Source organism: Planctomycetia bacterium, from assembly GCA_015075745.1.
GTDB lineage: Bacteria > Planctomycetota > Phycisphaerae > UBA1845 > UTPLA1 > UTPLA1.
In genome coordinates this window covers 724,642-749,281 of the sequence record JABTTW010000002.1, presented here as the reverse complement: position 1 = coordinate 749,281, position 24,640 = coordinate 724,642, and the positions used below count along the sequence as shown (strand labels likewise).

Here is a 24,640-nt window from a genome sequence, read left to right as displayed (position 1 = left end):
ACTGACGTCCGGCGGAAATGCAAATTTCCGGCCCGTTTGGGCTCCCGCGACGCCCCCGGGTCGCCCGAGGCTGCCGGCGATCGGCGACGCCTGCCGATAGATAGAGGAGCGTTCCGATCTGTTTACCGCCGTTGGTTCGCGCTTGGGAGGCGTTTGATGATTCGAGTTCGATCTATCCTGACCGCCGCCGGGGTGGGGCTCTTTACCCTCGGTTGCATCCCGCCCGAAAACCAACGCCTCAATGCACCGCCACAGGGCGAGAGCAACAGCCGCCCTGAGTGGTCACAGTATTACACCTACCACAATGACCAGGGCATGCTGGCCGACATGTCGGTCGCCGACATCCACTTCGTCCCGCATTGTGCCGAGCTGTCCGGAACCGGTCAGGCCCGGCTCGCCCGCTATGCCGAGCTCCTGGCCGCGCGCGGCGGGACCATCAACTATGAAACCTCCCTCGAAAACGACAAGCTGATCCGGGATCGCCTCGCCGTCGCCAAGCGGTTTCTCGTTCAGGCCCTGCCCGGCAAGCAGCAGATCGACGTCGTCCCCGGAATCGCCGGCGGACGCGGCATGGATTCCAGGGAAGCTCTCGCCGGACAGGCCGTTGCCAAGCAGGCTGAGACGCGAAAGAACGCCTACCAGTTGAACATCAGAGCCATCGAAGGGAATTAAGTCGTGAACAAGACGCTGAATCTCTTCCTGTCGGCTTGCATCGGACTGATCGCGCACGGATGCGCCCTCGATCGGACCGAAAAGGTTTCCTCGGCCGCCGGCGTCAGCGAGCAGCGAGCCCAACTCGCCGAGAAGGCCACGCCCGCGCCGCCGCCGAAGATCAACGCCGAGACCCATCTCGCCGCCGCACGGATGCTCGAAAAGCAGGGCGACCTGCAAGGGGCCATCGGTCAATACGAACGGGCGATCATCAATGAGCCTCGTTCGGCGGTGGCCTATAGCCGGCTCGGCATCTGCTATCAAAAACTCGGCCGCTTTTCCGATGCCGACCAGATCCTGCGGCAGGGCATTCAGGCCATTCCCGGATCGGCGATGCTTTGCAACAACCTCGGTTACAGCTACCTCATACAACGACGATACGCCGATGCCGAGCAGCAGTTCCGCGACGCCCTTCGCATCGCACCCGACTTTCCGCGGGCACGCATGAACCTGGCCATCTCGCTGGGCTACGTTGGAAACATGAAGGAAAGCCTTATTGAGTTCTCCCGCGTCGTCCCGGCCGACATCGCCCACTACAACGTCGCCATTCTGCAGATGGATCAGGGCAATTACGTCGCTGCCTGCGACTCCTTCAAGGAGGCCCTGGCCATCAATCCGGATTGCCCCGGCGCGGCGGAGCAGTTGAGTCGTGCCCGCGCGTTTGTCATGAGTCAGGATCAGTCAGGTCCCAAGCCCTCCGTGTTTTCGGGTAAGCGCCTGGCCGGCTCGGCCACCGAAGTGGAACCCAGTGGGCCGTGATCGCGGTGTGGCCCAAAGACTGTCGATGACACCTTGATTTTCAGATGCTCGAATCCCTTCGCCTCGGAAACAACCGGTAAGTCATGACGCCGCAAACATCCCCATTTCAATCTTCCGCTCGCGCGCCTAGCATGTTCGCCATGAGCAGGCTGCGAGATCCGTGGGTGCGCGGGGCGGTGTTCGCCCTCTTTGCCGTCATCGTTCTGGTCATGACCACGCGCGTCTCTCCGCCGACATCCCTGCAAAGCGAACGCCCGGCGACGGAACTTGCGAAGACGCTCGATCGCCACGAGGCCGCCGAAGCGCAGCACTATGCGTGGCTCTCGCGAAAGATCGCCGCCGCGTATGTTCCGCTGGTTGAGCGCATTGCCGCTCCCGAAGGCTTCACCCGGGTGAAGGTCGCGTCGCGCGGCTTCGCCGAGTGGCTGCGGCACCTGCCGGTCATGCCGCCCGATACGCCGGTGACGTCCGGCAAGCGCAAGGTCATCCTCAAAGCCGACGCGCCGACCCTCGCCGCCGTGATCGCCCTCCAGCCGACCAACGACCGCGCCCTGGCCGGGGCCAACATGCTCACCCGACTGCGCGCCGAGTATCGCTGGACCGCCAAGCAGCTCGACGATCTGGGATTCCATTTCACCAGCGGCCACCTTTCCACGTGGAAGGGCTGGGCTTCCGGCGAACGACCGAGCGTCAAGGGACGCGAGGTGACGTTTGCCAAGCAGTTCGACCCCGACCCCAGCCGGGCGAACTTCTGCAGCTATCTCGAGACCATTTTTCAATACGGTACCTGCTACAGCCTCCTCGACGACACCACCGCCGCCGCCGACGGCTCCATCGCGCCGGGCGACATCTTTCTCCGCACCGGCAAGAAGCCGACGACGATCATCGTCCTTGACGCCTGCACCGGCCCCAACGGCGAGCTTTGCATCCTGCTCGGCGAGGCCGGCGTCCCGGCCCAGTCGTTCCACGTCCTCAAAGGCTCGGACGGCAGCCCGTGGTTCCCGGTCCGGCAAAAAAGCGACATCACGCTCTCCGGCAATCGGGCCCTGAGGCTTTCCGAGCTTCGCCGCTGGAAGTAGCTCACCCTTTTCGAATCGCCGCCGCGTACCCGCCCGAAGCGCAGGCGAGGGCGTTCAGATGATTGATCGCCCAGTCCACGAGATCAGCCTGCCAAGGCGCGAACGCCGAGCAAGGATTCACGAATGGAGATCGATCCAGAAGTGCTCGGCAGGACGGCGCGCGATGTCCTATGGAAACCAATTGCCCCCTTCGCCTTTTGAACACCTGGCCCGGGCTCGTGTCAGGCCTGTGTCATCCAAAAACCGCCTGATTTGCGAACTGCCCCAACACGCGACCGCCACAACACTTGCCAGCGCCTCCAAAAACTTTTTTCGCCTTATGTCACCTTGCAAATCGTCGAAGTCGGCCCCCATTCGGAGCCCCAACCGTGAGGGAGGGACCGCCCCTCGAACGCCCCCACGCAATCCCGCCGCCGCGCACCATTTCGACGTTTCGACGTTTCGATTTTTCGACGTTTCCACCATCCGCCCTAACACATGCCCGCCACAAGCGTTGGCACAATCCCCGAAGGCCTTGTGTCACCTTATGTCACCTTGGGATTTGCCGCATCTCGCTCGAAAACTGGACCAAAAGGTCGACGCCGAACCGCCCGGACTCAAGTCCGGGGCTCGTCTCTGGTGGGGCGCTTCACTTGCTGCGTTACGAAATACCAACGCTCGCCTTCGCCGAAAGAGAAAGCTCATCGCGCCGGCCCTTGGCGAACAGGTGATATCCCTGCGCCGCGATCATCGCGCCGTTGTCGGTGCAGTAGCGCATCGGCGTCAGGTGCAGGGCGAGGCCTTCCTTCGTGCAGCGCTCCGAGAGGCGCGTGCGGAGCATGGAGTTGGCCGCGACGCCGCCGCCGACCACGACCGTGCGCACGCCGGTCTTCGCCACGGCGCGCATCGTCTTTTCCACCAATACATCGACCACCGCGGCGCTGAAGGCGGCGCAGATGTCGCTGATCTGCTGATCGCTGAGCTTCTCCAGCCCGCCGGTCGTCTTGCCGGGGCCGTGGACTCGGTAGAGGACGGCGGTCTTGAGGCCGCTGAAGGAGAAGTCGAGCGAATCGGCGGCGAGCATGGTTCGCGGGAACTTGGCGCTCTTCGGGTTTCCCGCGGCGGCGCGTTTGTCGACGATGGGCCCGCCGGGGAAGCCGAGCTTGAGGATGCTGGCGATCTTGTCGAAGGCCTCTCCGGCGGCGTCGTCGATGGTCGCGCCGAGCAGAGTAATGTCGTCGTAGTCGCGGACGTGGTAGAGCGAGGTGTGGCCGCCGGAGACGACGAGGGCGACGGCGGGCCAGGGGTCTTCGGTGAGCTCGATGGCGGCGCTGGTCGCGTGGGCGTGGATGTGGTTGACGCCGACGAGCGGCTTGTCCCATGCCCAGGCGAGTGTCTTGGCGGCGGTGACGCCGATGAGCAGCGAGCCGATGAGGCCGGGCATCTGTGTCACGGCGATGGCATCAATGGCGTCCGGGGTGCAGGCGGCCTGTGCGAGGGCCTCCTCGATGAGCGGGTCGAGCTTTTCGAGGTGGGCGCGGGAGGCGATCTCGGGGACGACGCCGCCGTACTTGGCGTGGAGGTCGAACTGCGTGGCGGTGAGATTGCAACGGACGCGGCGGCCGTCATCGACGACGGCGACGGATGTCTCGTCGCAGGAAGTTTCTATTCCGAGGATGGTGGTCATGGGCGGCGTGCGTTGGAAGCGGCCGATGAGGCGGCCTGGTCGTCGGCGATATCGGTGCCGGGCGGTCGCAGCTTGTCCTGCAGGTGCTTGAGAGCCACGCGAAGCTGCAAGTCGCCATCGAGCAGGCGGCGCTCGGCGGCGGCGCGGTGCGGATCGCTGACGGACTCTTCGGCGGGATCGACGGCCTGCGCGTCGGACTCGGGCGTGGCGCCCGGCTCGCGCTCGATCTCGCGCCAGGTGGCCTGCCATTTGGCGCGCTCGGCCTCGGAGAGCGGCACGGGAATGGTCGGATCGACGCCCCATTTGTCGCCGGTCCCGCGATTGATGCATTGTCCGCTGGGCAGATAGTAATAGGCGGTGGTCAGCTTGATCGCGCCGTTGTTGCCGTCGAGTTCGACGACTTCCTGCACGCTGCCCTTGCCGTAGGAACGCTCGCCGACGATCTCGGCGCGTTCATGATCCCGCAGGGCCCCGGCGACGATCTCCGCGGCGCTGGCGCTGGCCCCGTTGATGAGGACGCACATCGGCATGGGGGGATAGGTGCCGTCGTGCATGGCCGACCATCGCTTGCCGTCGGCGCGGCGGCCGGCGATGCGGACGATGGTGCCGGACTCAAGAAAGCGATCGGCCACGTCGCGGGCGGCATCGAGCAGGCCACCGGTGTTTTCGCGGAGGTCGAGGACCAGTCCGCGAAGGCCGGCCCCGATGAGGCGCTGAACGGCGACGTCGAGCTTTTGCGGGGCGTCATGGGTGAACTTGTTGAGCCGGACATAGCCGATGCGCAGGGCGGGATCGATCATGTATCGCCAGCCGCCCTCGGCGGCGCGCGACCAACCGCGGACGGGGTTCAACTGGATGATCGCGCGGGCGAGCGTGAGGACGCGCTCTTCGTCCTGCGCCGACGGACGAATCACCGTGATGGTGAGCTCGGTGCCCGGCGGACCGTTGAGCAGGTGATTGACCGCCTCGACGAGGGGCAGTTCGGCGGTGGACTTCTCGCCGATGTGGGTGATGATGTCGCCGGGGAGGATGTCGGCGTCATCGGCGGGGGAGCGGGGTTCTCGGCTGATGACTTCGAGGCCGCGCGGATTGGCCCAGACTTCGACGCCGATGCCGCCAAAGAAACCGTCGGTGCGATTCTTGAAGCGGCTGTATTCTTCGGGGTTGAGATATCCGGCGTAGGGGTCGTGAAGCTCCTCGACCATCGCCTTGATGCCTGCCTCCACGGCGGCGTCTGTGAGCCGGGCGTCGTCGAGGTCATCGACGAAGCGGCGATGAATCTGGGCTTTGACGTCGGCGAGGGGCCCGAAGGCCTTGTAAACGGCGTCGCGTCCGGCAATGGTCTGCGGGAGTTGCCACATGAGGAGAGTGATCATGGCAATCACGAGGATCCAGGCGAGATTGCGCTTCGGCATGGCGGCTCCTTCGGGGTCAACATCACGACGTGGCTGCGGAGAAATGATTGTCTCGCCGCGAGTATGGTGCGTCAACCGCGACGATTTTTCGGTGGGCCCGAAGAATGGCGGATTGACAAGTTGAATCGCCGGGCCCGGTCTTGCATAATGCGAAACAGGCGGGTATCTGCGTCGCAGACTCTCATGGAGGAGCCCGACAATGAGCAACATCTTCGGAGCACATTGCGACGATTTTCATGTCGCCACCCGATTGTTTCTGAAGCTCGACCTGGGCCTGGAACGCGAGACGGTGCTTCACTTCTTCGACAGCGTGATGCGGGAGTTTCCGCTTCTGCGAAAGCTGCGCCGGCGCGACGATGCCTCGTTGCTGCTGGAAGAGGACGAGTCCGACGATGGGACGAAGCGCTGGATTCGGCTGGACGCGGGGGCGATCCGGCTCGGGCATTTCAATCCGCCGTCGCTGGAGGAAGCGGAGCGGCTCGGGCAGGTAGTCTTGAAGATGGCCCCTTATCACCTGACGCTCGGCGAACTCGACTATGACCATCTGGAAGTGGTGATGGGGTTCGACCTGGAGTATCGGGGGAATCACGATCAACTCGTCGCGGAGACGTTTTTCTCCGAGGGGCCGCTGGCGGGGCTGCTGGGTCACGAAGGCGTGATGCAGACGATCGACTCGCAGCCGTTTCTCGGCCTGTCGCTCAGCGAGAACTGCGATACGCAGGTCTATCTGGAAGTGAAGAGTCGCACTTCGACCTTTGAGGTGCGGACGCAGCAATACGAGGTTCAACCGCTGAGTGTTTTTCTCACACTCCGGCGCTATTGGGGATTCTCCGCGGGCGAGAATCTGCTCGACGTTCACCGCGAGCTGTCCGAGCGGGCGGAAGAGTGGGCCGTGTCGCGCGTGATACCGCTCCTGGTCAATCCACTGGCGCAAGCCATCGCTTCGAGACCATAGTCGGCAGTCCCGGATGTGGGGCGATTCATGTCAATCTCCGATGCAATCTAGATGAACCCCGACTCGGCCCGTCGAGCGTCGATTGTGGTGAGCCTGCTGGCGGCGGCGGTGTCGGGGTGGATTGCGTGGCATTCGCAGCGCGGGCTCGAGACACTTTGGGACGAGCAGGTCGACCACGACATCGCCGTTCGACTTGTTGAGCATCCGCTGACCGGGGGAGACGAGTCGCTCGATGCCTCGCAGATGCGGCTGCCGATGTACGTCAACGCTTTGGCGTTCGCGGTGACGGGGCGCGACGATTTGCGTGTCTCGCGCATGCTGAGCATCGTCGCCGGGGCGCTGACGATCATCGCGACGGCGGCGCTGGGGCGCGCCTGTTTCGGGCCGCTGGTCGGTGCGCTGGCGTCGATCCTGCTGGGGCTCTCGCCGTATTTCTTGTCATTCGAGCGCATTTCGATGACCGAGGGGGATGTCTTCGTCGCGCTCTTTGCCACATTGGCGCTGTGGGCCTTCGTTCGTTACATGCAGCGGCCGAACCCGGAGCGGTGGCTGCTTGCGGGACTGCTCATCGCGTTGGCCATCGGGTCGAAGCTGTTTGCGGGATACCTGTTCATTGTCTGCGCGGTGCTGACGGTTTCCTCCGGGCCTTCGCGATCGTCGGAATCGGCGGGCCGCGTGGAGGACCTGCGGCGACTGCATCGACTTCTTGGGATCAACTGCGCCGTACTGCTGGGCACGGCCATCGCCGCCTACTTCTCGAAGTCCGCCGCCTGCGTGGGATGGGCGATTGCCCTGGTCATTTGGTTGCAGACGACGGTCTTCGTGGTGCGGCAACGGGTGATGGCGTCGGGCAGGGTGTCGCGGTACGTGGCCATGGTCGCCTATTCGACGGCCGCGGTCTGTGTCCTGATGCCGGCGCACGTGGTGGACCATCAGATCGCCCGCGAAGTTCTGCGGAGGCTGCTGCGGTGGGACAACTCATTCCCGTTGGCATTGTGGAGCGATCATCTTCGCCTGTACGCGGGGATCATCCTCGTGAAGTTGACGATCCCGCTGGGGCTGATGACGGCGGTGGGGTTGGTCCTTGCGGGGTTTCGGGAGCGCGACGACGGACGTTGGCGGGCGTGCACGTTGTCGTTTGTCTTTTACGTCGTAATGATCTGCTTTCTGCCGCTGCGGCAAACTTTCTATCTCATGGGCGTCTATCCGTGCATGATGATCGTCACGGCGGGGCTGGCGGTGGAGATCGGCAGTTGGTTATCCAGGGTTTCGCGCGGCGCCACGCGGGTTTGGTGCGTCGTGGTCGCGGCCATGCTCATTCATCTCGGCGTGCGGGTCTATCAGGGGCACCCGTGGTATCAACTTTACGGTTATGACAACGTGGGTAACCGCTGGCTGGGGGCGGAGTCGCGGGGGTATCGCAATCTGATCCAGACGCCGAGCGACGGCGTGGAGTCGCTGATCAAATGGTGCAGCGAGGACGGCCGCGTCAAGAAGGGAGACCTCGTGGTCAGCTACCTCTGGGAGGCCGAGATCATCGGGCAGGCGCTGCCGAAGGAACCCTTCTTTACCTTTGTGCCGCGCGGGGTGACGCCGGCCAGTGACGCGGTTCCGCCGGCCCCCTCGATCGACGGGGCGGACTTCGTCTTGCTGCACATCAACAACCTCCTGGGGTACGGTGACCTGCCCCCGGACTGGCCGGATTCCGAGGCGCTTTCGGCCCAATTTGAGGTGATTCACACCGTAAAACGGGGGGATTTCGCGGTGGGGTGGGTCTATGCCCGGCGGGAGTAGAAGGGGTCGGTGGACGGTCTCGGGCCTGCCAAACGGGCGAGTTTCCTAGAAATTTTTAAGGGGGTGTCCAGAAAAGCCCTTAAAAATGGGGGTTTGCTCTTGTATTGGCCGATAGAAGTCTATACATTTTGCCGCGGTCGGTGCCGTGGAGTTGCGGCATCAAGAGCGAGTGGTATTCAACATTGAAGGAGTGAAGATGGCCAAGTCAATGAGTAAGTCAGCCCTGATCGGCCACCTGGCTGAGTCGAACGAGATGACCCGCAAGCAGGTCGTCGCGTTCATGGAGACGCTGGTGGACACCGCCTACAAGCAGGCGAAGAACGGCTTCACGCTTCCGGGCGTCGGCAAGCTGGTGCTTGTGAATCGCAAGGCGCGCATGGGTCGCAACCCGGCAACGGGCGAGACGATCAAGATTCCGGCGAAGAAGGTCGTGAAGTTCCGCGTGGCGAAGGCCGCGAAGGACGCGATCCTCACCGGCAAGAAGTAAGCCCGCGCGTGCGTATGGCACGCAAAAAAGCGCTCACGGTTTAGCAGTTAGCAAACTAGCAGAATTGTCGGCTTCAAGCGCCCCAGCGACGGAATACGTCGATGGGGCGTTTTGCCGTTTAGGGGCTTGGCTGATGTTGATGAAATGCTTTACCTAAATTGAAGCCCTTCGGGTTTTTCGGGGGTTGATCCTGTGCAGCTTGCCCAATCGCTTGTGCGCTGACGATTGAGCGTTGATTGGAATGCCGTGGCCAGCCGTTACGGCATGCCGAGGCGCGCGGGGCGAGGTTTGATGCTGGCAGGGAAATGCACCTGATTCTAGGATACGCGTTGCTGTCGCTCGGCGCCGATTCGTGGCAGAGAAGACGAATTCGCAGACGCATCCGGAAGACTCGCTTTGATGAATCCGTTTGGTGAATTGGGCCTCGTTATACTCACCGCCGGCAGCGCAATCGCTTCCGAGGCGCAGGCCGCCGGGTCGGTTGCCGGTCTGGCCTTTGCGACAACGCGGACGCTCGCCGCCGCTGGGGCCCTGTCGTGGATCGTCGTCGAGTTTATGCGAAAGGGGCGCTGTACGAGCCTGGGACTTGTTTCCGGCATCCTCTCGGGCCTGGTGGCCATCACGCTGGGCGCCGGTCACGTTGAGCCCCGCTGGGCTTTGCTTATCGGGCTGGTCGCGGGGGCGGTTTGTTATTTCGCGGTTCGCTCCAAGGAGCAGGCGGGGGTCTATAACGACGCCCTGGACGCATTCCGGGGACTCGGCGTCGGCGGGGCCAGGGGCGGAATTGCAACCGGTATCTTCTGTTTTACGCCCGTTGTCGGCATAATTGGCGGCCATTCGGGTCACCTTGTGAAGCAGAACGTCGGCCTGGCGGCGGCGTTTGCGGCCGTCGGAACCTATCTGATCGCGCTCTTGGTCAAGAGCACGATCGGGCTTCGCGTGACCGGGGCACAAGAACTCGCGGGACTCGATCAGAGTATTCATAGAGAGAAGTCGTGCCGATTGATACAAGGTCTGGCATGAGCCAGGTCTGACCAGCGACCGGCAGAGGGCGCCAGGAGCCGATAAGTCGCATGAACAGCAGTTGGGAGTAAGGAAGTTCTCATGAGCCAGGAATCCGTCGTAAAGATTCAGAATGATCCGCGGGCGACGATCGCGACCATTCGCTGCCGCGATTTCGACTATCACGGCACCAACCAGTTCAAGGCCGAGATGGCCGGGGTTCAGCCGGCGATGGCCAAACTGATGCAATCGAGCGGCATCCTGGCCCTGTTCAGTGTTGGCAACAACCTGGCCGAGGCGATGAACTAAGCGATTGATTCGTCGCCCGCTTTCGGGGGGAGAGTCGGAATAATGACATCGACCGCGTTTCCTGTCGTCGCCCGTCAATCATGCACTCAGTCATCCCATCTTGGATCAAGTGCTTCCAAAGCCAACGTGTCCGGTACATTCTGTTCGACCGAGTGTCGAACTTTGCCAGTAGATTCTTGAGGAGATCATGAACATGGATCATGCCAGCGTACGTCGGGCGGCCGTCGCCGCCGCAACCACGTGGACCCATCCGCCTAACCGTTTGGACGGCTGCGCGATATCCACCCAGATTGACAAATATTTCGCCTGCGATGTGTTCAATCAACGAACCATGCGGCGGCGGCTTTCCAAGGACATCTATAAGCGCCTGATGCGGACGATCGAGCTGGGCGAGCCGCTGGACGCCCAGGTGGCCGAGGTCGTCGCGGCCGAAATGAAGGATTGGGCCGTCGAACATGGCGCGACGCACTACACGCACTGGTTTCAGCCGCTCACCGGTCTGACCGCCGAAAAGCACGATTCCCTGGTCGAGCTGGAGAAGGACGGCGAGATGATCTACGCCCTGTCCGGAAGCAGCCTGTGCCAGAGCGAGCCGGACGCATCGAGCTTTCCGTCGGGCGGATTGCGGGCAACCTTTGAAGCGCGCGGCTACACGGCATGGGACGCGACGAGTCCAGCCTTCCTCGTGCGCGGGCATAACACGGTCACCCTGTGTATCCCGACCGCCTTCGTCTCCTGGACCGGCGCCGCGCTCGATCAGAAGACGCCGCTCCTGCGATCGATGGACGCTCTATCGAAGCAGGCGATGCGCGTTCTGCGCCTCTTCGGAACCGACAGGGGCGTGCAGCGCGTTTTGACCACGGTCGGCCCCGAACAGGAGTATTTCCTGATCGATCGGCATTTGTACTACGCCCGGCCGGACCTGGTTTCCTGCGATCGCACCTTGTTCGGGGCGCGGCCTCCGAAGGGGCAACAACTGGAGGACCACTACTTCGGTTCGATCCCGCCGCGCGTGCTGGCTTTCATGGCCGAGCTTGAGTACGAGCTCTATCGCATGGGCATCCCGGTCAAGACGCGTCACAACGAGGTCGCGCCGGGACAGTTCGAGATCGCCCCGACCTTTGAGACCTCCAACGTGGCCTGCGACCACCAGATGCTGATGATGGAGGCGATCAAGCGGGTGGCGCCGCGCTACGAGATGCACGCGATCCTGCACGAGAAGCCGTTCCTGGGCCTCAACGGGTCCGGCAAGCATAACAACTGGTCCATGACCACGGACACCCGCGTGAACCTGCTCGACCCGCGCGAGGACACGCATACGAACATGGAGTTTCTCGTCTACCTGTGCGCGGTGATCCGGGCCGTGGATATGAATGCGGAGCTTCTCCGAGCGGCGATCGCCTCGGCGGGGAACGATCACCGACTCGGCGCCAACGAGGCCCCGCCGGCGATCATCTCGATCTTCCTGGGCGAGATGCTCACCGATATCGTCGAGCAATTGGAGAAGGGCGAGTTGAGCCGGACCATCAAGGGCGGCGCGATGGACCTGGGCGCCATGACCCTGCCGCAGCTCCCGCGGGATTCGGCTGATCGAAACCGAACGTCGCCATTCGCCTTCACCGGCAACAAGTTTGAATTCCGGGCGGTCGGCTCATCCGCGACGTCGGCATGGCCCAATACCGTGATGAACACCATCGTCGCCGAGTCGCTCGACTACGTTGCGACACATCTCGAGAAGGAAGTCGGCGCCAATCCGCCGAAAGAGAAGCTGATGGCGGCGGCCCGCAGCTTGTTGCAACAGATGATCAAGCAGCACAAACGCGTGATCTTCAACGGCGACGGATACGCCGCGGAGTGGCATGCCGAGGCGGAACGTCGCGGACTGCCCAACCTGCGCGACTGCGTCGCGGCGATTCCGAAGCTGGGAACGGAGAAGTCCATTCAGATTTTTGAAAAGTATCAGGTGCTCAACAGGCAGGAGTTGCAGAGCCGCGTCACCGCCTATCTTGAGAAATACACCAAGCAGATTCTGATCGAGTCGGAGACGATGGTGATGATGGGGCGGCAAATGATTCTGCCGGCCGCGATTGCCCACGAGACCCGGCTGGGTGAGGCGGTCGCCGCGCTCAAGAACGCAGGTGCGGATCACAAGGAACGGCTGGCGATGCTCCAGCATTTCAGCGAGAAGGTGCGGCAATTCACCACGACGCTGGAAGGGCTGGCCGAGGCGGACAATCTTGAGTCGCACGACCCGCTCGAGCACGCGACGTACATGAAGGAAAAGATCATCCCGCTGATGGAGGTGCTGCGGTCCGCCGGTGATGAGCTGGAGAATCACGTGTCGGCGGATCTTTGGCCGCTGCCGTCCTACCGGGAGCTTTTGTTCCTGAAGTAGGGCCTGTGAAGCAATTAAATCGTCCCCTGGAGGCGTGCGTCGGCGCGGTTCCAGGGGACGTTTCTTTTCCGCACTGAGTGGCGAACCGGAGTACGTTCTGGGATGTGAAGCGTCCTAGCTCCAGCGGTGGGAACTGATGGCGCTGACGATCTGTCCGGCGAGGCGGACGGCGTCGACGCCGTCCTCGGCGCTGACGGCGGGGGGCTTGCCGGTGGCGACGCTGTCGAGGAAGGCCTCCAGCTCCGCACGGAGCGGCTCCACGTCATCCACGATCAGCGGCTCGACCTTGACGAGCTGACCGAAGTCGAGGTCGGCCATCTGGGCGAGGTCTTCGAGTTTCTTGTCCTTGGCGAGCGAGAGCACGTCGAGATTTGCATCGCGGGTCACGACGATGCCGTTCTTCCGCTGATAATCGAGCGACAGGTAAGCCGTCTCGGAGAAAACCCGCAGCCGGCGGTCGGTCTTCAGCGCCAGGCGCGAAGCGACGAGATTCGCCACGGCGCCGTTCTCAAACACCACCCGGGCATTGGCCACGTCTTCGTATTTCGCCAGCACATTGACGCCCACGGCGTCGACCTGAACGGGCTTGGAGCGGACCAGGTGCAGAATGATGTCAATGTCGTGGATCATCATGTCGGCGACGACCCCGATGTCGGCCGATCGGAAGCGAAACGGGCTGATCCGCTGGCTCTCGATGTACTTGGGGCGGATGTCGAGCCGCTGGATGGCGCGGACGACGGGGTTGAACCGCTCGGTGTGACCCACGGTGAGAATCGAGCCGGTCTCTTTCGCGCAGTTCATCATCGCCTCGGCGTCGGCGACGGTGTCGGCGATGGGCTTTTCGACGAGGACGGCCATGCCGCGGCGGAGCAGCTTTTCGGCGATTGCGCGGTGGTGAATCGTGGGAACCGCGACGGTGACGGCGCGGACATCATTCGGCAATTCGTCAATGCTGGAGAGGGCGGTCGCGCCATGCTTACCGGCGATCTCCGCGGCGCGGTCCTTGTTCAGGTCGACGACGGCGACGAGCTGCGACTGCGGCATCTCCTGGTAGAGCCGGGCATGGTGACGTCCCATGTGCCCGACGCCGACGACGGCAGTGCGGATGGGAGAATCGGTCACCGGCCGTTGCCCCCGTTACCGGCGTAGAAGGCGGGGCGTTCTCCGTTGCCATCGCGGCGGCAGGATTCGAGATAGCGGCCGTGGACGCCGCTGTGGATGGAGCGCTTCACGAAGTCGATGAGGTAGCGGCAGTGCTCGTCGAGGTTGGTCATGCTGTCGACGTCGCTGAGGCGGCGGGCAAGTGTGACGGAGCCGTTTCGGTCGTCCTTCTTGCCGGAGGGCAATAGACCGTAAAGCGTACGCAGGCTGTAAGTGTTGACCGCCTGACCCTTGCGGGGGAAGAGCTTCTTATAGACGTCGCGGAGTTGCTGAATGGCGCTTTCCTGGAAGCCCCAGCGGCCCAGGCCCTTGACGTTGACGCCCTGAATGGAGCCTTCAAAGCCGTAGATCATGTAGGGCGGTGCGTCCATGGTGCAGCGGGCCATGCCGGTGATGAACGAATAGCGGCCGATGGTGACAAACTGCTGGATGCCGACGAGGCCGCTGATGGTGACGTTGCTTTCGATCTGGACGTGGCCGGCGACTTGGACCTGATTCGACAGGATGCAGTGGTCGCCGACGATGACGTCGTGGGCGAGGTGGGTGCCGACCTGGAACTGATTGTGGCTGCCGACCTTTGTGTGACCACCGGCGACTTCGGTGCCGGTGTGGGCGGTGACGCCTTCGCGGAAGATGTTGTGATCGCCGATGATGAGCTGGGTGTCGGTGCCCTTGTACTTGAGGTCCTGCGGGGCAGCGCCGATGACGGTGGCCGGATAAAAGATATTGCCCTCGCCGATACTCGTGCAACCGAGGATCGTCGCATTAGGCATCAGGACAGTGCCGCGGCCGATTGTGACTTTCGGACCGACATAGCAACCCGGGCCGATCTCTACGTCTTCGGCCAGCTCCGCCTTGGGATCAACTGTCGCACTGGGTGCGATCTTGGGCATCGAGCAATCCTGAATTGGGCGAGGTCACAATCCCTAACGCCCTCCGATTCCTGCCGCCTCACCGGGGCTGCAGAATAGACCCGTCGGCGGTGTCAGGCGTTAGGCCGGTTCCGCATCGACCATCATAAACTTTATTTCCGCCTGAGCCACGAGGCTTTCGCCGACCGAGGCGGTGCACCGGACATGGCCGGTACGGGATTTGACTCTAACCGTTCGGGCCTCCAAAACCAACTGGTCGCCCGGGAGCACGGCTTTACGGAATTTCACATGGTCCATGGACAGCAGGACCGCGACTTTCCCGGTGTGTTCCAGCTTCTGGGCCAGCAGGATGCCGGAAAGCTGGGCCATGGCCTCAATAATGAGGACTCCCGGCATGATGGGCTGGGTCGGAAAGTGCCCCTGGAAAAAGGGCTCGTTGATCGAGACGTTTTTGATGCCGACGGCCCGGCGATCGGAATCCATTTCAACGACACGGTCTACGAGCAGGAAGGGGTATCGGTGGGGCAATACTCGCCGGAGCTGAACGGCGTCCATCTCGGTGACAGTGCGAAGTCGGTTAGATCGTTCTGCCCGTTCGATGCCCTCTAACAGCTTGCGGACAAGCTCATGATTCAGTGCGTGACCGCTCTTGCGGGCGAGTATCTTTCCATGAAGGGGCCGGCCGGCCAGATAAAGATCGCCGATCAGGTCGAGAATCTTGTGGCGGACACATTCATCAGGGTAGCGGAATTGATTGCCAACGACGCCGTCCGGGCCGATGACCACGACGTCGTCGTAAGTGAGGTGCTGACCGAGGCCGGCGGCACGAAATTGCTCGGCTTCTTTCTCGAATAGGAAGGTGCGGGCCGGGGCGATTTCCTTGAGGAATGACTCACGGGACACGCGAATCGGAAAAATCTGTCGCGGGAGCGGGCCGCCGGGCCCGTAGTCGAGATCGTAGATGATGTTCAGATCGTGGGTATCGGTGGGGACGGCGATGAGTTCGGCGTCGCCCTCGGTCACGCGGACCGTCTGGGTGATGACCAGCGGATGCTGCTCGGCGGACTGTTCGACGATGCCGGCTTGGAGGATCGCATCCACGAAGAACTGGCTGCTGCCGTCGCAGCCGGGCAGTTCGCCGCCGCTCAACTCGATTTCGGCATTGTCAACGCCGAGCGCATGCAGGGCGGCCATGCAGTGTTCGACCGTCTCGATGGCCAAAGTGCCGTTGCGCAGCGAAGTGCGCCGGGCTCGCTTGGTGACATTGGAAACGTGGGCCTTGATACGAACAGGGGTGGGGGCGTCGGTCCGGACAAAGACGATGCCGTGGTCAGCCGGCGCAGGTTTGAAGCGTACGGAGACCTCTTCCCCCGTGAACAAGCCGCGGCCGGAAATGTCAGCCGCGTTCTGGATGGTGTGTTGCGGCTTCAAGCTGGGCCACCCGTTTCGCTAAATCGGCAACTTCCTCTTGCAACTTCGGCAGCTTTCGAACGCGCGCATCGAGTCTGAATGCCTCTTTGCTGTCTCTGGCGGGGAAACCGACGATCGTTTTTCCCGCCTCGATGTTCTTAGTTGCTACCGATCTACTCGCTACCGTGACGGCGTCCCCGACTGTGACCCCGTCGATGGTGCCGGACTGGCCCCCAAACACGACTCCTGCGCCGACTCGGGCACTTCCAGCAATGCCGACCTGGGCTGCCAGAACACAGAGGGGACCAATTTGGACATTATGTGCGATCTGGACGAGGTTATCAATCTTCGTGCCGCGGCCCACGACCGTCGCCCCGATCTTGGCCCGATCGACGCAACTGTTCGCCCCAATCTCGACATCGTCTTCGATGATGACGATTCCATTGTGGGCGATCTTTCGGTGGGCGCCCTCACGAAAGATGTAGCCCAGGCCGTCGGCCCCAATCACCGTTCCTGAGTGGATGATGACACGACGGCCGATGACGCAGCGATCGTAGACCACGCAGCGATCAAAAAGGCGACAATCGTCACCGATGCTGACGCCGGCCCCGATGCTGACGCCCGCGTGGATGATCGTGTTCTTGCCGATGCGCACCGTCGGACCGATGACAGCGCTTGCGCCGACGGTGACGTTCTCCTGAAGATTCGCGGAGGGGTCAACAACGGCGGAAGGATGGATCCCCGGTGCAGGGCCGACCGGGGGAATGTGAAAGAGGTCGAGAATGCGGGCAATGGCCAGCGCCGGGTCGGCGACAAAGATCGCGCGGGGGCAATCCGCGAGGAGTTTCTCAGGGCCCACGATCGCGGCGGCCCGGCACGCGGGCAGGGAGCGAGCGTGCTTCTCCTCAACCAGCCATGAAACCTCATCGGGGCGCGCATCGGCGAGGGAGCCGACGCCGGCAATCTGCTTGCGAGCGTCATCGTCAGAGCCGACGAATCTTCCACCGCAATGATCGACGATGTGGGACAGGGGAAAGGTCTTCGGCGACGATCGATCGTTCATGTCGTTCCTATTCCGCCCGGGCTTAAGGCTTCCCGGCTGCGCCGCGGGAGATCGAAAGTTGTTTCTTGCCGCCGGCCGCCTTGTAGTCGGCGTCGATTCGGCGAATCACGAGGTCGGTGATGTCGATCTCCGGGACGTTGTGAACCACGGTGCGATCCTGAATCAGACGGCGGAGATTCTGGACGGTCGGCTCGATATCGTCCGGTTTGAAATCAGTTCGATTGAGCACGACGTCATAACCGCGCTCGCTGGAAATCTGCCGGACAATCTTGAGGACGTTTTCGTAGATGATCCGCGTCCAGTCAAACTTGTCCTGATCCATGGTCTGTTCCGTGACCTTCAGCCAGACATTCGCGTCGATATTCAGGCGGACCAGGTCCTTTCGTCTGAGTGAAAAGTCTTCGGAGCCGGGGCGAAAGGCGCTGAGCTCGGTCTGCTTGTCCTCGATGACCTTTCTGCGCTGGCTTGCCTCCTTGGCAAATTCGTCGGTCTGCTCCTTCATCATCTGGTTAAGGTCTTGTATCTGGGCGCACTCGTTGAAGATGCGGACCAGGTCCACGACGGCGACCGGATGGCTGCCCGAGGATGTTTCGGTCGCCGGCGGCGTGTCGGCCGGGGGCGCCTGGGCGAAAGCGGCGGTAATGGCGAGGCACAATCCGATAACCACGATCAATCCCAATTTCTGTTGCACGATGTCGCTACTCCTGAATACAAGCGGTAACGGTCAATGAGAACTCGCGTCATTGTCGGTTTGGCCCCGCGAAATTCAAGCGCTGGGGGATTACGAGCCTAATAATGCGGAAATGGCCGGCTCCCGCTGGGCAAGTGAACGGCAGGTTCGTGGCGTGGCCTTCCGGGAAAGTTGCGAGCGCCCACACCTTCAATTCAGAAGCCAGCCTCTCTTTTTCATCAAGGGCGCAACGCCCCGGCTCGATCAAGGTGGGGAATGTCCTATTTCGGTCCATTAACGAAATGGGCCGCGGGCTGAATCGGACGTTCGCTCAGATTAACGATCTGAGTGATAACAAGACAGGGTTCACGGCATGTCGGCGACATTGGCATCGAATCTGGCTGCCATCTCCGCTTTCAAAAAAGCGGGCGCCGAGGGCGAACACACCTCGCAGATCGTCAGCTTTCGGTTGGCCGGCGAACTGTACGGCATCGACATCATGTGCGTGCAGGAAATCATCCAGTTAGGGCCGGTCACGAAACTGCCGGAGGTTCCCGACTTTGTACGCGGGTTGATGAATCACAATGGACAGGTGATTCCCGTCATCGACTTGCGAAAGCGACTCGGACTACCGACGCCCGTGTCGGACGAACAGTCGCCCATCGTTGTTGCCAAAGTGAGTTCAAAGACGATCGGACTGGTTGTCGATGCGGTGAATGAGGTGCTGCACATCACCGAGGATCAGATTAACCCGGCGCCGTCGGGCATTGCCGGACTCGACCACGACTATGTAAGCGGTCTGGTGAAGTGCGATGAGAAGCTGATGATCCTGCTGAATATTGACAATATGTTGATTTCCGAAGGGACGAAAACGCTCAGCACGCCGAAGGCGTGATCGAAAGGAACCGCGAACTGCCGGGGTCGGACGACAGGTACGAGGAGCGATGAACATGGCGACAAGGACGACCAAAAAGAGCGGGACGAAGGCGAAGGACCGATTTTCCTGCTTCCATGCCGCTTCCGGGGCCAAGCGCGCCTTCTCACTGCTTCAATCCGCCGTGAACAATCTCGGCACCAATGTGCTGATCACGGACAGGAATTTAAACCTGATCTATATGAACGAGCGCTCCGAGGCCACGCTTCGCGGCGTCGAAGACGTCCTGGAGAACGAGCTCGGCCTGTGCGTTGATGACCTGCTGGGTAGATCAGTGGACCGGCTCTACGGCGATCGCGCCGAGGAAATCCGCCTGACCCAGTCCAACCCGAGAAACCTGCCGATCCGGACGGACATCAATCTCGGTCCGTTGACGCTGGCCATGGAAGTGAACGCCATCCATGACGAGACCGGCGAATACGTCGGTCAGGTCGTGAACTGGGAGGATGCGACCCGGGCCCGAAAGGCCGAGTTCGAGTCCGCCAAGATGAGTGCGATGATCGAGAATGCTCCGATCAATATGGTCCTCGCGGACACTGACTTCAACATCACATATGTAAATCCGGCGACCGTCAAGAATCTTGGGCCGCTGGCGCACTTGCTGCCGGTTGCCCCGAACAAAGTCGTCGGCTCGAACGTGGACATTTTCCACAAGAATCCGGCCTACCAGCGCCGGATTCTGTCGAATCCCAAGAATTTCCCGCATAACGCGATCATCGATCTGGGCGATCAGAAGCTCGACCTCCTCGTCAGCGGCATCTACGACAAGCAGGGCGCGTATCTCGGCCCTATGGTCACTTGGTCCAACCTCACCGAAAAACTCAAGCTCGAAGCGGAGTCGAAACGGCTGCAGCAGGAAAACGATCGCAACGCCGCCGAACTCAAGGAAAAGGTCGACAAGCTGCTGATCAACGTTCAGGCCGCCGCGGGGGGAGACCTGACCACGCGCGTCGTCGTCAAGGGTGACGACGCCATCGGGCAGCTCGGCGAGGGCCTCGACCAGATGATCTCGTCGCTGCGTCACATCATTATGCAGATCATCGAGGCGGCGGAGCAGTTCACAGACGGCGCCCGCGTTGTCTCGGAAGGATCGAATCTATTGTCAGACGGCGCCCAGACGCAATCGGCAAACGTGGAACAGATGACGGCCTCGATCCAGTCGCTGGTCAAAATGATCGAAGGCGTCGCACAAAACGTCCGCGATGTCGATCAAATCGCCAAGGACACGAGCCAGCGGGCGGTCGCCGGCGGCGAGGCCATTGAAAAGAGCATCAAGGCGATCAAGCTGATCGATAAGTCCGCCGAGCAGATCGCGGAGATCGTCGGCGTCATCAGCGACATCGCCGCTCAAAGCAATCTGCTGGCCCTCAATGCCGCGATCGAGGCGGCCCGGGCCGGCGAACATGGACGCGGCTTCGCGGTCGTCGCCGACGAAGTTCGCAAGCTGGCCGAGCGATCGAGCCAGGCCGCGAAGGAGATCACGACACTGATCAAGGAATCAACCCAGCGGGTCAAGGAAGGCGCCGAGCTGAGCCATCAGACCGGCAAGGTCCTGATGATGATCATCGAAGGCGTCGAACAAAGCGCGACCGGCATCGGCATGATCGCCCGCGCGACCCAGGAGCAGACGTCAACGGCCGCCGAGGTCAATACCGGCGTCCAGAACATTTCCTCGATCACCGAGAGCAATGCCTCCGCGGCCGAAGAGATGGCGAACTCGTCAAGAGTGCTCTCCGGTCAGGCCGAGCAGCTCAAGGAACTGGTCGGGGCGTTCAACATCGGCTTGGACAGAGTCAGGAGTCCTGCAACGCCCTCCAGGGCGATGGTCGCCGCGGCAGGAAGATGAGTGCACTCGCCGCAATGCCGGACTTGGTGGCCTTGCGGAGACTAACACATATGGCGCCGATCCCTGTATCGAACATGCAGCGATCACAGCCGGAAAGGAATCCACGCTGTGGAACTGCTGAAGCTGACGCAACAAGAATTCGAGCGGGCCGCGCGAATCGTCTATGACAAGACCGGCATCCACCTTCCGCCGGAGAAGCTCGGCCTGGTGAGCAACCGCCTCCGCAGGCGACTGCGAGCGTTGGAGCTTAATTCCTTCGCTGATTACTACGGCGTTATCAGCAGCAAGCGCGGAGGCGAGTGCGAACTGCCGCATTTCATCTCCGCCGTCACCACCAACGAGACCTATTTCTTCCGAAACGACCAACTCTGGCAATACTTCAAGGGCGAATTGATCCCGCACTGGCAGCAGGCCAGGGCGAAGAGCCGGTCGATTCGAATCTGGAGCGCGGCATCGAGCAGCGGCGAGGAAGGTTTCACGGCCGCCATTTCACTTCGCGAGAATATGCCCGAAATCGACCAATGGTCGGTGACGATCATCGGCAGCGACATCAGCCCCCGGGTGCTCGATCACGCCCGCGCCGCCATCTACAACGACTACGCAGTCTCACGGATGGGCGGGTCGCAGGTTCAGGCGTGGTTCGACCGGAAGGACGACGGATATCACCTGAAGGACGTCATTCGCCGGATGGTGACCTTTCAGTATCACAACCTCCGTGACGATTTTCCCAACGGCCGGTTTGACCTCGTGTTCCTGCGCAACGTCCTCATGTACTTCGACCTCGACATGAAAAAGCGCGTGCTGCAAGTGGTCTCGGAGGCGCTCGCGCCGGGCGGGTGCCTGATCGTCGGCGATGTCGACCCGATCGGCGCGTCGATCCAATTGAGAAGGGCGATGCCTCTTGAATACAGGCGACCCGGCATCTATCAGAAACCGGGTGGCGCCGGGCAAACCCATTGATGTGATCTTCTGTCGCGGAAACGCACCAGACTAGCGAGTCACGCCGCGGCGCTTCAGCGCGAGCAGCATCGGCAGGGTGACGACCGCGCAGAGAATCTCCGTCGCGCCGGTGAGCATAAACGTGATGCGGTAGGCGTCGATCCCCTGGGCGGCCTTGGATGCAAAGGCCAGGATGCCGCCGCCGAACAGAGGGCCCAAAAGCATTCCGATGGAGCCGGCGATGTTGAACCCCGTGAAGGCCGCGCCGCGCTGGTCGGGCGGGGCAAGGTCGGCGCACAGGGCCAGGTTCGGGGCAAACATCAGCGCGCTGAGCACACCCGAGAGCAGCATCAGGATCGTCAGTTGCGAAGGCGTCACCACACCGTATGCGGCAAAGACGACCCCGAAGGCGGCGGAGCCGATGGCCAGCGGCCATACGCGTCCGATGCGATCGACCAGCAGGCCTGCCGGATAGACGAGAACTGCAAACGGCGCGAGAAACAGCACGAGTAGTTTCCCTCGTTCGGCGGGGGGAAAGCCGTGGATGTCCGCAAGGAACAGGACAAAGGTGGAGATGACCACGCCGACGCAAAACCGGTCAATGAATGAATAGATCAGGGGCACGGCAAGGTCTTTGCGGCAGGCCAGCAGCCCAATCAGGCGTCGCACCGGGCGGCGGGTCTCGCGAACTTCTGGAGCCTCCCGCACGATGAACAGGACGCCAAGGGCCGCCGCCGCGCTGATCCCCCCGGCGACGTGAAAGGTCCAGTCTGGCAGATGATGCCACACTTCGCCGCCCAGTCGTGTCCCGAAGGCCGTGCCCAACATCATCGCGGAGCCGATGATCCCCATGGCTCGGCCGCGCTTGTTATCGTGAGCCCAACCGCCGGCAATGGCCATCAGGGTACTGAGCGCGAGAACATGAGAAGCGCCTTCCAGAAATCGAAGCGTTAAGAGCGTGGGCAGGTTCGGGGCCAGCGACATGCCTGACAGCAGGCACGCATCCGCGGCGAGGGCCCATGCGGCGACCCGGCGGCGCCTGCCTGCATCCGACAGCACACCGATGAGCGGCGCAGCCAGGGCCGCGCCGATCATGTTGATCGACATGAACGTGTGGACCCAGAACGGTGACGCTCCGTACCGGTCGCCGACCAGTTCCTTGAGCGGGGCGACCAGCAGGGTGACCGGCAACATGGTGGTGAACAGCAGAATGGCGATCGTAATGATGCCGCGCGTCGCCGATCCGGACTTGACCATCGCGACTGAGCGGGCGTCGGCCGCGAAAGAAATGGCGTTCGATGAGGATTGCATGGCTGACGTCATTCCTGACCCAATGCGCCTCGTACCTTGCACAGGGCGTATCCGTGAAACCCCAAAGGCAGATCGTCGAGGACTGCCCGGCCGTTAGGCCTATATGATAGCGCAACTTCGGCGGTCCAATAAGGGGTGTGTCTCGGAAATGCCCGCGGGGTCTCGGGCCGCGCTTCGATTTTCTATCTGACAATCGCAATACGGACTTTCCATGAGCCGATAAGCACCACGGGTGAGGCGGGCGAGTTGCTCTGCGTCCGCACGTCGCCGGTCGGGGCTCACGGAACTTGATGGACAGGAGTAGCCTTCGATGAAGTGCGGAATATTGAACCGCGGCGCCGGTTACATTGACATGGCCCGCCACGGTCGCAGGCTCAGATCGACCGACGAGGCCGTTCGCGCTCATGCTCAGCGGCATCTGGCGGCGCGCATGGGCAAATTGCGCGGCCTGCCGCAGAAGATCGGCCAGATTCTCAGCATGAGCGCCGACGACGCGAAGGCAGACGCCTTCGCGCCGATGACCGATTGTGCCGAGCCGCTGGCGCTCGCGGATATCGAGGCGATCCTGCGCGATTCGTGGGGCCGCGATCCGAATCAAGTTTATTCGTCCATCGAACCGACCGGTCTCGCCGCGTCACTCGGCCAGGTGCATCAGGCCCAATTGCGCGACGGTCGCGATGTGGCAATCAAAGTGCAGTATCCCGGCATCCGTCAGGCGGTGATGAACGACCTCAAGATGCTCGGCTGGCTGTCCGCGCCGGTGGGGGACCTGCGACGCGGCTTCGATCTGGCGGGATATCGTCAGGAGATTCTTCGCGATCTGGAGGCGGAGCTCGATTACCGCGTGGAGGCGGAGAATCAGTCGCGCTTCGTGTCGATCGCCCCGGAGCTTCCCGGCTGGATTGTTCCCGAGCTGATTCCGGAGCTTTGCACCCATCGCGTCCTGGTCAGTCACTGGGTGGTGGGGGAGCGAATTGAGGAGGCGGCGGCATGGCCCCAACCGCAGCGCGATCAGTTGGCCGTCGCGCTGGTGCGCGGCTTCTTCAACCTCCTTTTCGGGCACGGACTGATTCACGCAGACCCGCATCCCGGCAATTACCGGTTTAAGCAGTCGCCGGACGGCCCGGCCATCGTGCTATACGACTACGGCAGCGTCATGACGCTGGAGCCCAAGGAGGTCGTCGCGCTATTGAAGCTGATCGAAATGACCGCTCACAAGCAAGGCGACCCGCTGGGCCCCATGCTCTCGCTGGGCTTTCGCGAGGAGCTTCTTCGGCCGATTCGCAGCAAGCTGCCGGCGCTTTGTGCGGCGATGCTCGAACCGTTTTGCATCGAGGCCAGGTACGACCTGTCGCGCTGGCGCCGGTCGGAGCGAGTCGAAGACATTCTTGGTGACGACCGCTGGAACTTCCGAATGAGCGGCCCGCCGAATTTCATCTTCGTCATGCGGGCATTTCGCGGACTGACGTACTACCTCGAAAAGCTCGACTCGCCCGTCTCGTGGGGGATTGCCCTGCGGCCATATCTCGCGCTGCACCGCCAGGCACTGAACGACTGGCACTGCGACATGATGGATGATGAACCGACGGCTGGCTTCGCCGGAATGGCCAAGCTCCTGAAGATTCGCGTCACCGAAAACGGAGCAACCAAGGTGGCCCTGACCTTTCAAAGCGACGCGGTGGACGACCTCGACGATCTGATGGACGAAGACCTGTTGAATCGAATTCGCTCCCAGGGAATCGACGTGGCGGCCATCGTGCGCCGCGTCCGTCAGTCGGCCTTCGTTCCGCAGGAACTATTCGCCATCCCCGAGTCCGATGGCCAGCGCGCCGTACGCGTCTGGCTGGAGTGAGCAAACCGGA

Annotated in this window: 21 protein-coding genes; 13 read left to right on the top strand and 8 right to left on the bottom strand. The window is 62.2% G+C overall.

All coding sequences use genetic code 11. The annotated features are described in order from the left end of the window. The first annotated feature begins 156 nt into the window (after positions 1-156). The 3 genes from HS101_16655 (at position 157) to HS101_16645 (ending at position 2,549) form a co-directional block, all read left to right on the top strand. Positions 157-672, top strand: a complete 516-nt coding sequence (locus HS101_16655) for a hypothetical protein (GenBank protein MBE7507897.1) — start codon at positions 157-159, stop codon at positions 670-672. A gap of 3 nt (positions 673-675) precedes the next feature. After that, positions 676-1,470 (top strand): tetratricopeptide repeat protein, encoded by a 795-nt coding sequence (locus HS101_16650; protein ID MBE7507896.1) that lies wholly within the window; start codon positions 676-678, stop codon positions 1,468-1,470. Positions 1,471-1,610: 140 nt separating this feature from the next. Beyond that, on the top strand, positions 1,611-2,549 hold the full coding sequence (locus tag HS101_16645) for a hypothetical protein (protein MBE7507895.1): 939 nt from the start codon (positions 1,611-1,613) through the stop codon (positions 2,547-2,549). A 640-nt stretch (positions 2,550-3,189) separates the two neighbouring features. Here HS101_16645 and tsaD read toward each other — a convergent pair. Together tsaD and HS101_16635 are read right to left on the bottom strand one after the other, a co-directional pair. Further along, entirely contained in the window at positions 3,190-4,215 is a 1,026-nt protein-coding gene (gene tsaD, locus HS101_16640; GenBank protein MBE7507894.1) for a tRNA (adenosine(37)-N6)-threonylcarbamoyltransferase complex transferase subunit TsaD, read from the bottom strand. After that, on the bottom strand, positions 4,212-5,630 hold the full coding sequence (locus tag HS101_16635; GenBank protein ID MBE7507893.1) for a S41 family peptidase: 1,419 nt from the start codon (positions 5,628-5,630) through the stop codon (positions 4,212-4,214). The genes tsaD and HS101_16635 overlap by 4 nt, the downstream gene beginning before the upstream one ends. Before the next feature lie 199 nt (positions 5,631-5,829). Between HS101_16635 and HS101_16630 the strand changes: the two genes are divergently transcribed. From HS101_16630 to HS101_16605, 6 genes are all read left to right on the top strand, one after another. After that, on the top strand, positions 5,830-6,585 hold the full coding sequence (locus HS101_16630; protein MBE7507892.1) for a hypothetical protein: 756 nt from the start codon (positions 5,830-5,832) through the stop codon (positions 6,583-6,585). Positions 6,586-6,636: 51 nt separating this feature from the next. After that, on the top strand, positions 6,637-8,379 hold the full coding sequence (locus HS101_16625) for a glycosyltransferase family 39 protein (protein ID MBE7507891.1): 1,743 nt from the start codon (positions 6,637-6,639) through the stop codon (positions 8,377-8,379). A 196-nt stretch (positions 8,380-8,575) separates the two neighbouring features. Next, on the top strand, positions 8,576-8,866 hold the full coding sequence (locus tag HS101_16620; protein MBE7507890.1) for an HU family DNA-binding protein: 291 nt from the start codon (positions 8,576-8,578) through the stop codon (positions 8,864-8,866). Positions 8,867-9,265: 399 nt separating this feature from the next. Continuing rightward, the gene (locus HS101_16615) at positions 9,266-9,889 is read left to right on the top strand and encodes an ammonium transporter (protein ID MBE7507889.1); all 624 of its coding nucleotides are present in this window, start codon (positions 9,266-9,268) and stop codon (positions 9,887-9,889) included. 81 nt (positions 9,890-9,970) lie between these two features. After that, positions 9,971-10,177 (top strand): hypothetical protein, encoded by a 207-nt coding sequence (locus tag HS101_16610; protein ID MBE7507888.1) that lies wholly within the window; start codon positions 9,971-9,973, stop codon positions 10,175-10,177. A 193-nt stretch (positions 10,178-10,370) separates the two neighbouring features. Next, positions 10,371-12,572 (top strand): glutamine synthetase III, encoded by a 2,202-nt coding sequence (locus HS101_16605; protein MBE7507887.1) that lies wholly within the window; start codon positions 10,371-10,373, stop codon positions 12,570-12,572. 114 nt (positions 12,573-12,686) lie between these two features. On the opposite strand, the gene HS101_16600 is transcribed toward HS101_16605, so the two are convergent. The 5 genes from HS101_16600 to HS101_16580 form a co-directional block, all read right to left on the bottom strand. Beyond that, positions 12,687-13,694 carry a Gfo/Idh/MocA family oxidoreductase gene (locus HS101_16600; protein ID MBE7507886.1) on the bottom strand — a complete coding sequence of 336 codons (1,008 nt, stop codon included), beginning with the start codon at positions 13,692-13,694 and terminating at the stop codon, positions 12,687-12,689. Beyond that, positions 13,691-14,626: an acyl-ACP--UDP-N-acetylglucosamine O-acyltransferase gene (gene lpxA, locus HS101_16595; GenBank protein ID MBE7507885.1), complete on the bottom strand. Its 936-nt coding sequence runs from the start codon at positions 14,624-14,626 to the stop codon at positions 13,691-13,693. The genes HS101_16600 and lpxA overlap by 4 nt, the downstream gene beginning before the upstream one ends. 99 nt (positions 14,627-14,725) lie before the next feature. Then, positions 14,726-16,036 (bottom strand): UDP-3-O-[3-hydroxymyristoyl] N-acetylglucosamine deacetylase, encoded by a 1,311-nt coding sequence (lpxC, locus tag HS101_16590; protein ID MBE7507884.1) that lies wholly within the window; start codon positions 16,034-16,036, stop codon positions 14,726-14,728. Further along, positions 16,002-17,078, bottom strand: a complete 1,077-nt coding sequence (lpxD, locus tag HS101_16585) for a UDP-3-O-(3-hydroxymyristoyl)glucosamine N-acyltransferase (GenBank protein MBE7507883.1) — start codon at positions 17,076-17,078, stop codon at positions 16,002-16,004. Before lpxD ends, lpxC begins: the two co-directional genes overlap by 35 nt. 22 nt (positions 17,079-17,100) lie before the next feature. Continuing rightward, the gene (locus HS101_16580) at positions 17,101-17,769 is read right to left on the bottom strand and encodes an OmpH family outer membrane protein (protein ID MBE7507882.1); all 669 of its coding nucleotides are present in this window, start codon (positions 17,767-17,769) and stop codon (positions 17,101-17,103) included. A 352-nt stretch (positions 17,770-18,121) separates the two neighbouring features. On the opposite strand from HS101_16580, the gene HS101_16575 reads away from it, so the two are divergent. The 3 genes from HS101_16575 to HS101_16565 all read left to right on the top strand — a co-directional run bounded on the left by HS101_16575 (position 18,122) and on the right by HS101_16565 (position 21,488). Beyond that, complete coding sequence (locus HS101_16575; protein ID MBE7507881.1) at positions 18,122-18,643, top strand: purine-binding chemotaxis protein CheW; 522 nt, start codon at positions 18,122-18,124, stop codon at positions 18,641-18,643. A gap of 55 nt (positions 18,644-18,698) precedes the next feature. Further along, the gene (locus HS101_16570) at positions 18,699-20,528 is read left to right on the top strand and encodes a chemotaxis protein (protein MBE7507880.1); all 1,830 of its coding nucleotides are present in this window, start codon (positions 18,699-18,701) and stop codon (positions 20,526-20,528) included. A gap of 108 nt (positions 20,529-20,636) precedes the next feature. Then, complete coding sequence (locus tag HS101_16565; GenBank protein ID MBE7507879.1) at positions 20,637-21,488, top strand: methyltransferase domain-containing protein; 852 nt, start codon at positions 20,637-20,639, stop codon at positions 21,486-21,488. A gap of 30 nt (positions 21,489-21,518) precedes the next feature. Here HS101_16565 and HS101_16560 read toward each other — a convergent pair whose 3' ends face one another. After that, a complete protein-coding gene (locus HS101_16560) occupies positions 21,519-22,778 on the bottom strand; it encodes an MFS transporter (GenBank protein MBE7507878.1) in 1,260 nt (419 codons plus the stop codon). Positions 22,779-23,088: 310 nt separating this feature from the next. Between HS101_16560 and HS101_16555 the strand changes: the two genes are divergently transcribed. Then, entirely contained in the window at positions 23,089-24,630 is a 1,542-nt protein-coding gene (locus tag HS101_16555) for an AarF/ABC1/UbiB kinase family protein (GenBank protein ID MBE7507877.1), read from the top strand. Positions 24,631-24,640: the final 10 nt, after the last annotated feature.